This window comes from Streptomyces sp. GESEQ-35, from assembly GCF_017948485.1.
Classification (GTDB): domain Bacteria; phylum Actinomycetota; class Actinomycetes; order Streptomycetales; family Streptomycetaceae; genus Streptomyces.
Genome location: NZ_JAFFSX010000038.1, coordinates 40,543 through 53,770 on the forward strand (window position 1 = coordinate 40,543; position 13,228 = coordinate 53,770).

The 13,228-nt window shown below is 69.9% G+C and carries 8 protein-coding genes and 1 pseudogene; 2 read left to right on the forward strand and 7 right to left on the reverse strand.

Going from position 1 to position 13,228, the window contains the following annotated elements; all coding sequences use genetic code 11:
- Nucleotides 1-10: 10 nt before the first annotated feature.
- The 3 genes from KCH87_RS44790 to KCH87_RS44800 form a co-directional block, all read right to left on the reverse strand.
- Complete coding sequence (locus KCH87_RS44790) at nt 11-1,099, reverse strand: polyprenyl synthetase family protein (RefSeq protein WP_210593718.1); 1,089 nt, start codon at nt 1,097-1,099, stop codon at nt 11-13.
- 151 nt (nt 1,100-1,250) lie between these two features.
- Nucleotides 1,251-2,327, reverse strand: coding sequence for a polyprenyl synthetase family protein (locus tag KCH87_RS44795; RefSeq protein WP_210593719.1), 1,077 nt, complete (start codon nt 2,325-2,327; stop codon nt 1,251-1,253).
- A 321-nt stretch (nt 2,328-2,648) separates the two neighbouring features.
- The gene (locus KCH87_RS44800; protein WP_210593720.1) at nt 2,649-3,263 is read right to left on the reverse strand and encodes a TetR/AcrR family transcriptional regulator; all 615 of its coding nucleotides are present in this window, start codon (nt 3,261-3,263) and stop codon (nt 2,649-2,651) included.
- Nucleotides 3,264-3,368: 105 nt separating this feature from the next.
- On the opposite strand from KCH87_RS44800, the pseudogene KCH87_RS44805 reads away from it, so the two are divergent.
- Nucleotides 3,369-4,762, forward strand: a pseudogene (locus KCH87_RS44805) (MFS transporter).
- 295 nt (nt 4,763-5,057) lie between these two features.
- Complete coding sequence (locus KCH87_RS44810) at nt 5,058-7,487, forward strand: helicase-associated domain-containing protein (protein WP_210593721.1); 2,430 nt, start codon at nt 5,058-5,060, stop codon at nt 7,485-7,487.
- A gap of 213 nt (nt 7,488-7,700) precedes the next feature.
- Here KCH87_RS44810 and KCH87_RS44815 read toward each other — a convergent pair whose 3' ends face one another.
- From KCH87_RS44815 to KCH87_RS44830, 4 genes are all read right to left on the reverse strand, one after another.
- Complete coding sequence (locus KCH87_RS44815) at nt 7,701-9,521, reverse strand: stealth family protein (protein ID WP_247197768.1); 1,821 nt, start codon at nt 9,519-9,521, stop codon at nt 7,701-7,703.
- Between the two features lie 20 nt (nt 9,522-9,541).
- Nucleotides 9,542-11,239 (reverse strand): stealth family protein, encoded by a 1,698-nt coding sequence (locus tag KCH87_RS44820; protein ID WP_210593722.1) that lies wholly within the window; start codon nt 11,237-11,239, stop codon nt 9,542-9,544.
- 148 nt (nt 11,240-11,387) lie between these two features.
- Nucleotides 11,388-12,206 carry an ABC transporter permease gene (locus KCH87_RS44825; protein WP_210593723.1) on the reverse strand — a complete coding sequence of 273 codons (819 nt, stop codon included), beginning with the start codon at nt 12,204-12,206 and terminating at the stop codon, nt 11,388-11,390.
- The gene (locus KCH87_RS44830; RefSeq protein WP_247197769.1) at nt 12,203-13,204 is read right to left on the reverse strand and encodes an ATP-binding cassette domain-containing protein; all 1,002 of its coding nucleotides are present in this window, start codon (nt 13,202-13,204) and stop codon (nt 12,203-12,205) included. Before KCH87_RS44830 ends, KCH87_RS44825 begins: the two co-directional genes overlap by 4 nt.
- Between the last annotated feature and the right edge of the window lie 24 nt (nt 13,205-13,228).

Genomic DNA, 13,228 nt, shown 5'->3' on the forward strand with positions numbered 1-13,228 from the left:
ACCTTGCCGGTTACCGGACTCGCTCGACGCTCCACAAGGGCAACAACTCGAAGAAGGTGACCGCCTCCTGACGCCACTGCGGCCGCCAGCTCGCGGCTTCGGCCGAGGCCAGTTCCGCATAGCGCTGGAGGTCCGCCCGCAGCTTCTGCTCAACGCCGCAGCGTTGGCCGATCTCCCGGACGGCAGCGATGGTCTCGGGGGGACAGGAGGCGTCACCGAGCGCCGATTCCACCACCGTGCGCTCCGGTCCGTTGACGGCCGCAAGGAGTGCGCTGACCGTGTAACTGCGCTTGCCGTCCCGGATGTCCGTGCCGGTGGGCTTGCCCATGGTCTGCGCGTCGCCGAAGAGATCCAGGTAGTCGTCGCGCAGCTGTCCGCAGATACCGAGCAGCGAAGCGTAGCGGCGCAGTTGGTCATCGAAACGGGCCGGCGGCTCACCCGCGGCCAGGAGCCCCAGCTGCATGGGCGCCAGGATCGAGTAGCGGGCGCTCTTGTAGTCGGAAACGCAGTGCAGCAGGTCCTCGGACGGGAGGTCGGTGAAGTCCCTTTCCAGGTCGATGATCTGCCCCAGGAACGTGTCGGACGCCGCCCTGGTCTGCACCTCGACCATGGCATGGCGCACCGGGAGGGAAGCCTCGCAGTCGAGGAGGATCTGCATGGACAGGGCCAGCGCGAGGTCACCGGCGAGTACGGCGAGCCCTAGCGCCGCCTGCGGATCGCCGGGGAACTTGGCACGGTAGGCGTAGTAGGTGGAGGGGCCGCCGCGACGGGTGGGGCTGTCGTCGATGATGTCGTCGTGGACCAGCAGGTGTGTCTGTAGCAGTTCGATGCTCAGCGCGGCTTCGTCCAGGCCGGTGACGGGCTCGGTCGTCACCAGCCGCGCCGCCTCATAGATGAACGCGACCCGCAGGCGTTTACCCCCGCGGAGTGACAGATCCTTCAGGAGGCCGAGGCATTCTGGCGTGAACCGACTCAGTGCCGGCGCATCCAACGTGCTGTGCAGGCTCTGGAAGTACTGCTCGAACCGTGTGTTGAAGCGGTGTTCGTAGGCAGTGAGACGACCCTTGATCTGTTCGGCGAGGACGGCGGTTTCGGTCACGCGAGAGTCTTCCGTTCGGTGAGGGACGGGCAGAGCGCGCGTCAGGTTCTGACGGTGGACAGGCACAGCGCTCAGCTGCACCCCGTGCCGATCCGCGAGGCCGGAGGCATACTGTCGGCCTGTCCAAGGCGCTTGTGGGACGCAAGCAGCCTCAGGAGGTGTACTGCGTGGCGGTCACCGCCAGCCGGTGCAGCGCGTTCGAGGCCGCCGGCGGAAATCCGGCGGACTCCAAGACTCGCAGAACCTGCTCATAGCGCGAGGCGATCATCTTCTCGGTACGCGCGCGGGCTCCGGTCGACTCCAGGATGGTCCGCACCTCCGCAGCTCCGTCCTCATCCAGATCGGCCCGGCCCACCAGGTGGCGAAGACGCTGCCGCTGACCGGCGTCGGCCGCTTGCAAGCCCAGGGCCAGAAGGACGGTCCGCTTGCCCTCCCGCAGATCACCCAGGCCCGGCGCGCAGGCGCCGTCCGTGCTGCCGAACACGTCCAGGAGATCATCTCTGATCTGGAACGCCTCTCCCAGCGGAAGACCCAGCGCCGTACAGACGCCCAACGTGGCCGCATCCGCTCCGGCGACGGCAGCCCCCAGCTGGAGTGGGCGCTCAACCGTCGCAGTGGCCGTCTTGTAATGGATGATCTCCAGGGCCGCCTCGACGTCGTCATCGCCGCGGCCGGTGCCCATGACATCCAGGTACTGGCCGTACATCACCTCCTCCAGCATCGCGTCGTACAGGCCATGCACCGCCCTGCACCGCTCGGCATCCAACCCGGCTGTGTGCAGCAGCTCCTGTGCCCAGATCAGAGCGAGGTTGCCCACCAGGAGAGCACCGCCCGCACCAAGCCGCTCCGCACGCTCGGAGTTCCCCAGGCGCGCTCGAAGGGCACGATGGACAGCGGGGCGCCCGCGACGGCTGATGGAGTCGTCCATGATGTCATCGTGGATGAGGGCGAAGGCCACGAACATCTCCAGCGACGCTGCCACCCGCACGACGCGAGCGGGATCCTCGCCCCTGCCCGCGGCATGCCACCCCACCACACACAACAGAGCCCGGATGCGCTTGCCGCCGGCGGCGAGGAAGCCCCGCAAGGTCTCCACCACCTCCGGCGTATGGCCCCTGCCTGCCGCCGCCCGAGCCTTTCCCCCAAGAAAGTCCTCCAGCACCGCATCGACCCGCTCCCGCACGGCACGCAGGTCGATCTCCTCGGCATCAACGGCACTCAAAGTCACAGGCTCACCACTCCGGCAGCGGACGCAGGTGCGCTCTCGTGACCGGTGGCCCACAGGCTTCGATTGCTATGCGCGGCTGTGCAGTCCCGGCCTTGGAAACCTCCAGTGCGTTGATAGCCCCGGGTCATCTGTTTGATCTTCATACCCCCGTCAACGACCAGGGTCTCCTCAGAACACGCGCTACTCCCAGTTCGGGCGCGACGCGGTGGACTTTCTTGACGACACCCCGGACACCTCCTGGCGGGACGGCACCCGAAACTCCGGCGGCTGGAGGTCACTCACAGCCGATTCCTCCGCAGCCGGTGTCCGATGCCGTCGGCGTTACTCCCCGCCGCCGATCTCGGGTACCGGTTTGCCCGGCGGCGTGAAGGCGGCGAGCACAGTGGCCGTGATGTGGTCGGCGGCGCGGTCGGAGGTGAGGCGGCCGGCGCGGATCTCCTCCGCGGCGCTGTGCATGACTGTGTGCAGGACGTTGACCATCCAGGCGATCGGCAGGTCCGTACGGAAGGCGCCCTCGGCGCGGCCGCGAGCGACCAGCGCCTCGACCCGGGCGGCGGGCCCGGCATGCAGTTCGCGGATGCGTCCCGCTGAGAGTTCCTTCTGCGCGGCGGCGAGCAGCGCCCGAGCCTGATCCACCAAGTGCCAGCCGGCGGCGATGTACCGGGACAGGGCGAGCCGCGGGTCACCGGTCATGTCGACCGTGTCCAGGACCTCGTTGCCCCGGTCGAGAGCGCGGCTCATCGCCGCGTCGACGACTTCCGCCCGTGAGGCGAAGTGGCCATACAGCGTCACCCGGCCCACTCCTGCGGCCCGCGCGATCTCGCTGAGGCTCGCCTCCGGGTTGCGCCCGAGGCATTCAGTGGCGGCCTGCACGATCGCCTCGATGCTGCGCAGCGCGTCGGCGCGCTTGGCGGTCGTGGAGTTCTTGCTGCCCATGGCGCCCACCCTACCCCGGTAAATCGTACAGCACTGTTTGGCTTATACCCCCGGGGCGTATAACGTGAACAGCACTGTACGACTTAGTGATGAGGGGTGAGCGTCATGAGCGACTCGGAAACCACCACCCGCGCACCGGATGCGGTGCATCCGGTGCGCTGGACGGCGCTGGGGCTGCTCGGGCTGGCCCAGCTGATGCTGATCCTCGACATCACCGTGGTCGCGATCGCCCTGCCTGACATGGGCTCCGAACTGGACCTGGGCCGCGCGGCACTGACCTGGGTGGTCAGCGGATACGCCCTCACGTTCGGCAGTCTCATGCTGCTCGGCGGCCGGGCCGCGGACCTGTTCGGCCCCAAGCGGGTCGTGCTGGCAGGGCTCGCCGTCTTCACCGCCGCGTCGCTGGCCGCCGGGCTCGCCACTGGCGCCCCGCTGCTGCTCGCCGCACGAATCGCCCAGGGGGCGGGCGCCGCGATGCTCTCGCCTGCCGCTCTGTCCGTGGTGGTGCGGCTGTTCGACGGTGACGAGCGCAATCGCGCGCTGGGCATCTGGTCGGCGCTCGGTGGAGGGGCGCCGCCCTCGGCGTGCTGCTGGGCGGGCTGATCACGGCAGGTCCGGGCTGGGCCTGGGTCTTCTTCGTCAACGTCCCCGTTGGCCTGGCCGTCCTCATCTCACTCGCCCGGATCCTGCCCCGCCTGCCCCGCGCGGCCACCGGCTCCCTCGACATACCCGGCGCCGTCCTGGTCGCCGCCGCGACCGGCGCCCTCATCTACGCCCTGATCCGTGCCGGTGACCACGGCTGGCTCGACCTGGTCACCGTGGCCCTGGCCTTCGCCGCGGCAGCCGGCTACGCGGCCTTCGCCCTCTGGCAACGCCGGGCGGCGACACCGCTGATGGACCTGCGGCTGCTCGGCCGGCGCCCCGTGGTGGCGGGGACCTTCGTGATCGCCGTCACCACGGCGCTGATGGTGGGGGCCTTCTTTCTCGGCTCCTTCTACCTCCAGAACCACCAGGGCCACGGCGCTCTGACAACCGGCGTGCTGTTCTTGCCGGTGGCGCTGCTGACCATGGTCGCCGCTGCTGCTGCCGGCCGCGTGATCGGCCGCATGGGGGCACGGCTGCTGGCTGTGCTCGCCCTCGCTGTGGCAGCCGCCGGGTTCCTCGTCCCGGTGCTCTGGTCCGGAACCACCGCAATGGTCACCGGCGTAAGCGTGGCCGCGGCGGGACTGGGCGCCCTGTTCGTCGTCGCGTCCGCCACCGCACTCGCCACGGTCGCCCCCCACGAGGCCGGGGTGACATCGGGCATCGTCAGTACCTTCCACGAGTTCGGCGCCTCGGCCGGCGCCGCGGCCGTCTCCAGCGCCGCCGCCACGAGTATCGCCGCCCACACCGGCGCCCAGACCGCCTCCGGCTTCGACGACGCGTTCCTCGTCGCCGCGGGCATGGCCGGAGTCTCCGCCGTCATCGCCCTGCGGCTGGTCCCCGCGAAGCATCAGTGAGCCCGGGCCGACATACTTCCAGGCCGGCAGGGACGAGCCAGGCCCAGTACCTCCGCAGCCGCGGCTCGGCCGAAGCGGAAGACCCGCCCCACGCATCCTGCCGGCCGCCGCATCGCAACGATCCCACTCACAACGGAAGCGGGCGTACCGCACGCCCCCGACGTGCTCACGGAGGCACTGGGCGCAGCCCTCCTGATCGACGGACCCCAGCAGGAGGACTGAGCCATCCTTGACCTTGGCGCCGAAGCGGCTTCGGCCCGCCCATGACGTTTCCCGTCTGTCGAGGTGCACCCTCATGAAGTCCCGATTGACGCTTGCGACTTGGCTGAGCGGACTCGACGGTTCCCGCCTGGCACGCGTACTCACCATGCGAAAGGACGCAGCCTCCTCTCCGGAACCACGCTCGGTGGGGGAACTGGCGGACCGTCTCCAACGTCCGGGGTCAGTGGCACTCGTCCTGCCGCAGCTCACGCTGCCGTGCTTGCAGGCCGCCGAGGCGCTGGCAGCCCTGGGAGCACGAGCGACCCGGGACAGCCTCGCGGAGTTGCTCGGCTCGACATCCCCTGCGGCGGTACACGCGCTGGACGCGACCCTGGAGGCGCTGTCGGATCAGGCGCTCGTGTGGCACGACGGCGACGAGGCACTCCGCATGTCTACGCCCTTGCGGCAGGCGTGGAGCACGCCCCTGGGACTTGACGCCCCACTGGAAGAGCTGCTGGCCGGCACCACCTCGGAGGAACTGCGCGGCATGCTGGCGGTCCTGGGTATCAAGCCACCCGGCAGCAAGCAGCAGCGGCTCGCGGCTCTGGTGGAGCATCACAGTGACGCGGAACGGGTCGCCGCGTTGGTGGCGGGGGCACCGGCGGCCACACGGAAGGTGCTTGAGCAGAGCGCCAGGTCCACGCCGCGTCAGTCACTGTTCGTCGTGTTCGGGGCTCCTGACCGCGACCTCGAACCGGGCGCCCGATGGGCACTCGACCGCGGCCTTCTGCTTCAGGACCGTCACCGGTACGGGGCCGTCCGGATGCCGGTCGAGGTGGCCTTGGCTCTGCGGGGCCCCGATTGGCACGCTCCGTTCGAACCTCTGCCGCCCGTCGCACAGTTGGTACCCATCACCTCATCGGAGGTGGAGCGGGAGGCCGCGGTGGCCGCCACCGCGTTCGCGGCCCATGCCGCCTCCGTTCTTACGGCGTGCGCGACCGCTCCACCGACCCGGCTGAAGTCGGGCGGGATCGGCGCGCGTGAACTGGCCCGGCTCGGCAAGGCCGCCCAAGCGGACGACGCCGTCGTACGCATCGCCCTGGAGACCGCGTACGCCGCCGGACTGCTGGCCCGCGACGGCGATCGCGTACCTCCCACCGAGGCGTACGACGCCTGGGCCGAGCAGGAGCCCGCAGAACAACTCGCCGTACTGCTCCGGGCTTGGCGGGACCTGCCGCTCACCCCCACCCGGGCGCGCGACGAGGACAACAAGGCGCTTCCCGCGCTCGCCGGTGCGCCTGACTGCGGCGGCTGTCTGCAGGCCCGCCACGGGCTGCTCACAGCGGCCGCGGGGCTCCCGGCAGGACAGCGTGTGAAGGTCGCCTCGGAGCTGGGTCCGCTCGTGGCCTGGCACCGTCCGCTCGCCGACGACGCCTCGCCCCCGGACACGGCACCGTTCAGCACCGTGATCCGCGAAGGCGAACTGCTGGGCGTGCTGGCACGGGGTGCGCTGTCCCCGCTCGGTGCCCACCTGGCGGCCCACGCCGACGAGGAGCTCGACATCACGGCCCGGCGGCTGTTGCCCCCCGCGACCACGACGGCCCGGATCGGCGCCGACCTCACCGCCGTCGTCACCGGCACCCCGTCCACGCGACTCGCGGCGCTGCTGGATTCGACGGCCGACCGGGAGACCAGTGGCACGGCGTCGGTATGGCGCTTCAGTGCCGGCAGTATCCGCCGGGCCCTGGACGCCGGCCGTACCCCGGACGACATCGCAGCCGACCTGGCAACCGTCTCCGCCACGGCCCTGCCACAGCCGCTGACCTATCTCATCGCCGACACCGCACGAGGTCACGGACGGGTGCGCATCGCCCCCGCGGCCTGTGTCATCCACGGCGACGAACCCGCGCTCCTGGCCGAACTCGCCGCCCACCGCGCACTGTCCAAGCTCGCCCTGCGGCAGCTCGCCCCGACGGTCCTGGTCAGCGACAGCCCACCCGCGGCGACTCTCGCCGCGCTCCGTGCCGCGGGCTACGCCCCGGTCGCCGAGACCGCCGGGGGAACGGTACGCATCGAAAAGCGCCTGCCGCAGAGGGCCGCCGCTGCCGTCCCGCCCCCGCGAAGGAACGCAGGGCGGCGCGGCCCCCGGACCACCGCAACCCGCGCCTCGGACATGCCCACCGACGCCGGGACGGACGTCCTGGCCGACCGGCTGCTCAAGGCCCCGCCGACAGCACCGGAACCCGACCCGTTCGGCAGCGGGGTGCCTTTCGCCACGGACACCGAGGAGATCGTCGCCGGATACGCGAAGCACCTGTCGTACAGCGACGTCCGCCAGGTCGCCCATGCCATCGACGCCGGTGCGGCCATCACGGTCGAGTACGTCGCCACCTCGGGCGACCGGACCGTACGCACCCTCAGCGACCTGGAACTCGACCCGCCCTACCTCGACGCCTGGTGCCACCTGCGCGAAGCGGAACGCGTCTTCACTCTCTCCCGCATCCACGGCGTGATGCCCGCGTAGGACTCGGCGGCCAAGGCCGGGTGCCCGGGCGTGCCACCCCGCGGGCACCTCACGAGATTTACTTGACCCCACCTTTGATATCAGCGAGGCACTCGTGAGCCGGACGGTTATCGACCTGGACGAAACCAGGCGGCAGCCGCCGGGCTCATCGCCACCTGCCCGATAGGCGGGCGATGGTTGCAGTTCTGGTTGGGCCCTTCGACGTGTGCGGTCTCAGTCGCGAAGCTGTGCTTCCTTCCGCGTCGGCTGCCGCCGGAGACGCGCTGTGAGCGGCGGGAGCGGGCGGGAGGTGGGCCGGGGCGGCCCTTCGAAGCGGCTCGGAAACGGGTACTTGCGGTTCAGGAAGGCGTCGATGGCGAGCTGGGCCGCCGGTCTGGCCGCCGGGGCGGTGTCCACGTCGTTGAGACAGAAGAAGTCGATGTCCTCGCCGGTGGCGAGGCGGGCCAGGCGCCGCCGCATGTCGAGGGTGCCCAGTTGCACATAGCGGAAGCGGTAGTCGGCCGGGACGGCCCGGCCGGTGGCGATCGCCCAGTGGTGGTGGAGTGTGGACGCCGGAGCGACGTCGGAGGTGGAGCGGAAGCGCGAATAGGAGGTCCGCTCCAGTTCCTCGATTCCGAGGCTCTCCATCTCCCGCATGACCGACAGCAGTTGGGGATGCGGGGTGTGCAACGACTTGTTGGTGATGTGTCTGCCGTGGAAGCGTCTGATCACCTCGCGGGCGTTCTTGCCCGCGGAGTTCGGGGCCGGTTCGAGTGGGTGTGGAGCGCCGACTCCGAGTTTCAGCGGGGACAGGGGGATGCGGGCGATGCCGTTGCCGTGGAAGAAGTGCTCGGCCCGTACCGGGCGATTGATGAAAACGTCGTCGTTGAAGTAGAGGTAGTGCTCCGACAGGCCCGGGATGTGATGCAGCCTGCTCTCTATCGCGTGCGAGTTGAAGACGGGGAGCGCGTCGGCCGGGAGGATGTCCCGGTGGTCGACCACGGTCAGGCCCTCCGCGTCCGGGTCCAGCCAGGCGGGGATCTGGGAGTCGGTCACGAGGTAGACGTGCCGGACGAACCCGGCGTACATCTCCAACGAGCGCAGTGCGTACTTCAGTTCGTCATGGCTGGTGTAGCGGGAGGCACCGGTCTCGCGCGGAGCGATGACGTTGTCGGAGAGCGCCTGATGGGCGCGGCGCTTCGAGGCCATCGCCGGGTCGTCCCCGTCGACCCAGGTGTACACGGCGTCGACGGGGAAGCGCACCTCGTCGATGCCCGGCTCGGCGAACGGAGCGAACGTCGGTACGTTGCGGTGGCGGACCGCGACCGCCGCAGGACGCTGCGCCGCCGCCGGGAGCACTTCGGACACGGAGTTGCGGCGCGGAGCGACGAGCGCCGGGCCGATGACGTCCGGTAACCGGCTGCCGGGCACGGTGAGCCAGGAGGGATCCGGGGCGGTGCCGAGGTCCTGGCCGTGACGCCAGAATTCGATGTCGCAGCCCGTTTCCAGGCCGGTGAGGACCTGACCATTCGGGCCGAGGCGCACCACGCCCGTGCGGAGCACCCCGGCCCGCCGCAGCGCCCGCGGCAGCTTCCCGTCGGTCCACAGTGCCGCGTTCGTCACGGTGCCGTCCGGTCCGACGGCGCCGACATACCCGACGGTGCCGGCGAAGCGCTGGGCGGCCCGGGAGAGGACCGCGTCACGGTAGGTCTCGTCGACGCCGATGACGTGCCGCGGCGCACTGTGCCCGTGGTCGGCGGGGACCAGGAAGTACGGGACGCCGAGCCCTTCCAGCAGGGCGCACACCCGCTCCAGATCCGCTTCCACGGCGTCCACGGCCCTGTAGCCGGCGACCGTACGGCCGTAGAGCCGCATCGGTCCGAAGGTGACCTTGCGCAGTCCGGGGACCGCGGCCCGCAGGCGCCGTCGGGCCCTGGTCGCGCGCAGCGCCCAGAGCCGGGCCGCCGGCCAGAGCCTCAGGCGCGCCAGAAAGTCCCGGGCCGCTCGGATGCCCCCCGGCCGTCCAAAGCGCTGACGGATGTCAATGCCCCCCATGTCCATGCCCCCCGCCCTCGTTACTTCTGCTTCTCGTACGGGCTCGCGAAGGGGAAGTAGTCCTCCAGGAACTCGTTCATGCGGACGCCCACCTGCTCTCGTTCCTCGGGCGGTACGTCGACGTCGTTGAGGCAGAAGAAGTCGAAGCGGCGGTTGCGGCGCAGGTCGCGCAGGCGCACCTCGGCGTCCGGACGGCTGATGTTCACGTACCGGAAGCTGTACTTCCCCGGCACGCCGCGGCCGGTCGTCAGCGCGTACTGGTAGAGCAGCGGGGCCGTCAGGGCGATGTCCTGCGGCGCGCGGAAGCGGGACGCCGTGGTGCGGCGGATGTCCTCCGAGAAGAGCTCCTCCAGCGCCCGCAGTGTCTCTCGCTGCTGCGGCAGCGGGGTGTGCATGAAGTTGTTCGTCGTCATCCGCCCGAACTTCTCCAGCAGCAGCCGACGGACGTTCTTGCTCGCGGAGTTGGTGGCCGTCTCCTCGGCGTGCGGCTTGCCGACGCCGATCTTGAGCGGGGACACCGGGATCTTCATCAGACCGCTGCCGTGGAAGAAGTGCTCGGCGGTGACCCGGCGGCCGACGAACACGTCGTCGTTGAAGTAGAGGTAGTGGTCCGACAGGCCCGGGATGTGGTGCAGGCGGGTCTCGATCGCGTGGGAGTTGAACACCGGCAGGACGCCCTCGGGGAAGATGTCGCGGTGGTCGACGACCGTGATCCCCGGGGCCCGGGCGTCGAGCCAGTGCGGCTTCTGGCCGTCGGTCACGAGGTAGATGTGCCGGACGAAGTCGGCGTACATCGCGAGCGAGCGCAGCGAGTACTTCAGCTCGTCATGGCTGGTGTAGCGGGAGGCGTTGGTCTCCTTGTCCAGGATCTCGGCGGTGCCGTGCTCCTGGTACCGGGCCCGCTTGGCGCGCATCTCCGGCTGCTCGCCGTCCACCCAGGTGTAGACGACATCGACGGGGAAGGTCACGTCGTTCACGGTCGGCAGGGTGAGCGGGACGAAGCTCGGCAGCTCCCGGTCGCCGACCTGCACCGTGGCCGGCTTCTGCTCGGACGCCGGAAGTACGTCCGTGATGCCGTTGTTCCGCGGCGCGACGAGGGAATCGGCGAAGACGTCCTCGGACGCCTGCGGCTGCACCTTGGCCAGTCGGCGAGGTCCGTCGTCGGAGGCGAGGAGCTCTGCCCCGTCTTCCCAGAACTCGACGTCGCAGGCGAGTTCCGGCCCGGCGAGCAGCTGGCCCGAGGGCCCGAGGTGGTTCTCCCCGATCCGCAGTGCGGGGGCCGTACGCAGTGGGGTCGGCAGTACACCGTCCATGAACAGTGCGGGGTGCTTGAGCCTTCCGCCGGGCAGCGGTCTGCCGATGAACACCGCCTTCCCCGCGTTCTGCGCCTCGAGGGTGGTGAGGAAGCGCTCCCGGTCTACGGCGTTCATGCCGACCGTGTGGCGTGTACGGGAGACCGGTACCAGGAAGTAGGGGATACCTTCCTGCTCCAGCGCGGCGACGACCAGGCCGAGGTTGGCGGCGGCGGCCTCGGCAGCGCTGAACCGGGTCACGACCCGTCCGTAGAGCCGCTGGCCGCGCACGGCCACCGGGCGGAGCTCCGGATCTGTGACCGCCGCCATGCGGCGCCGCCGCATGGTGCGCAGCTGCCACACCCTTTCGGCGGCCTTCCGCTCGACTCGCGGTCGCATCCGCCGGGCAAAGGAACGCACAGTCACGTTCTGAGCTCCTCTTCATCAACCCCTGAATAACCCTGCGTTAACCAGACGGACGCATGCGACGGAAGGTTGTAGAAGAGTTAGCCGAGAATTAACGCTCAGTTCTCAGGGCCGGACCACGAAAGTGGTTCGGCCCTGAGGTGTTCGTCTACTTCGGGTCGCGGTTGAAGGACGCCTTGGACCAGAAGTAGCCGAGTACGGCGAGGCCCAGGCACCAGGCGATGGAGATCCACCAGTTGTGGCCGATCTCGGTGCCGAGGAGCAGGCCGCGCAGGGTCTCGATGGTCGGGGTGAACGGCTGGTACTCGGCGATCGGCTGGAACCAGCCCGGCATCGCGTCGACCGGGACGAAGGCGCTGGAGATGAGGGGCAGGAAGATCAGCGGCATCGCGTTGTTGCTGGCCGCTTCGGCGTTCGGGCTGACCAGGCCCATGCCGACCGCGATCCAGGTGAGCGCCAGGGCGAACAGGACGAGCAGGGCGAAGCCCGCGACCCACTCCAGGACGGTGGCGTCGGTGGAGCGGAAGCCGATGGCCACACCGACGGCGCCGACGAAGACCACGCTCAGCACGCACTGGAGCACGCTGCCGATGACATGTCCGATGAGGATGGAGCCGCGGTGGATCCGCATCGTGCGGAAGCGGGCGATGATGCCCTCGGTCATGTCCGTGGACACCGACACCGCGGTGCCGATCGTGGTGCCGCCGATGGTCATCAGCAGGATGCCCGGGACGAGATAGGCGATGTACTCGGAGCGGTCGGCTCCGCCGCCGCCGATGCCCGCGCTCATCACGTCGCCGAAGAGGTAGACGAACAGCAGGAGCAGCATGATCGGCGTGAGCAGCAGGTTCAGGGTCATGGACGGGTAGCGCCGGGCGTGCAGCAGGTTGCGGCGCAGCATGGTGCTCGAGTTGCGCACGGCCAGGGAGATCCGGGCCGGGTGGGCGGGAGCCTGGGTGGAGCTCATCGGACGGTCTCCTTGGGCTGGTTGGGGATGCCGGCGGGCCCGGTCAGGGCGAAGAACACGTCGTCGAGGTCGGGGGTGTGCACGGTGAACTCGTCCGCCTCGATACCGGCCGAGTCCAGCCAGTCGAGGATGGAGCGCAGTTCGCGCTGGCTGCCGTCGCTGGGCAGTTGCAATGCCAGTGCCTCGTCGTCCCGGGTGACCTCGCGCAGGGCGGAGGCGGCGGACCGGTAGGCGGCCGGGTCGGAGAAGCGCAGGCGCACATGGCCGCCGGGGATCATCCGCTTCAGCTCCTCCGCGCTTCCCTCGGCGGCGATCCTGCCGTCGTTGAGGACGGCGATGCGGTCGGCGAGTTCGTCGGCCTCTTCCAGGTACTGGGTGGTGAGGAAGACGGTCACCCCGTCGGAGACGAGCTCGCGGATGATGCCCCACATGTTGTGGCGGCTGCGCGGGTCGAGGCCGGTGGTCGGCTCGTCCAGGAAGATGATCCGGGGGCTGCCGACCAGGGTCATGGCGATGTCCAGGCGGCGCTTCATGCCGCCGGAGTAGGTGGAGGCGGGCTTCTTGGCGGCCTCGGTGAGGTCGAACCGCTCCAGCAGTTCGGCGGTGACCCGCCGCCCCTCGCTCTTGGGCAGCAGGTGCAGGTCCGCCATGAGGAGCATGTTCTCCTCGCCGGTGATCAGGCCGTCGACGGCGGAGAACTGTCCCGTGACGCCGATCGCGCCGCGCACCCCGTCCGGGGAGGTGGCGATGTCGTGGCCGGCGACCTGGGCCTGTCCGCCGTCGGCGGTGATGAGCGTGGAGAGGATCTTCACGGCGGTGGTCTTGCCGGCGCCGTTCGGCCCGAGCAGCGCGAACACCGAGCCGGCCGGGATGGTGAGGTCGATGCCGTCGAGGACGGTCTTGTCGCCGTACGACTTGCGCAGACCGACGGCGGAGACGGCGGCCGGTGACGGGCGACCGTCGCCCTGACTGGACGTGGGCATGACAGATGAAGGCATGGGGCCCTCCCGTTAGAAGGCTGA

Excerpts from the sequence above, each read along its gene's own strand:
- KCH87_RS44800 (WP_210593720.1), bottom strand. The coding sequence starts at position 3,263 with ATGGGCAGCAAGAACTCCACGACCGCCAAGCGCGCCGACGCGCTGCGC.
- KCH87_RS44810 (WP_210593721.1), top strand. The coding sequence starts at position 5,058 with ATGAAGTCCCGATTGACGCTTGCGACTTGGCTGAGCGGACTCGACGGT.
- KCH87_RS44815 (WP_247197768.1), bottom strand. The coding sequence starts at position 9,521 with ATGGGGGGCATTGACATCCGTCAGCGCTTTGGACGGCCGGGGGGCATC.
- KCH87_RS44830 (WP_247197769.1), bottom strand. The coding sequence starts at position 13,204 with ATGCCTTCATCTGTCATGCCCACGTCCAGTCAGGGCGACGGTCGCCCG.
- KCH87_RS44825 (WP_210593723.1), bottom strand. The coding sequence starts at position 12,206 with ATGAGCTCCACCCAGGCTCCCGCCCACCCGGCCCGGATCTCCCTGGCC.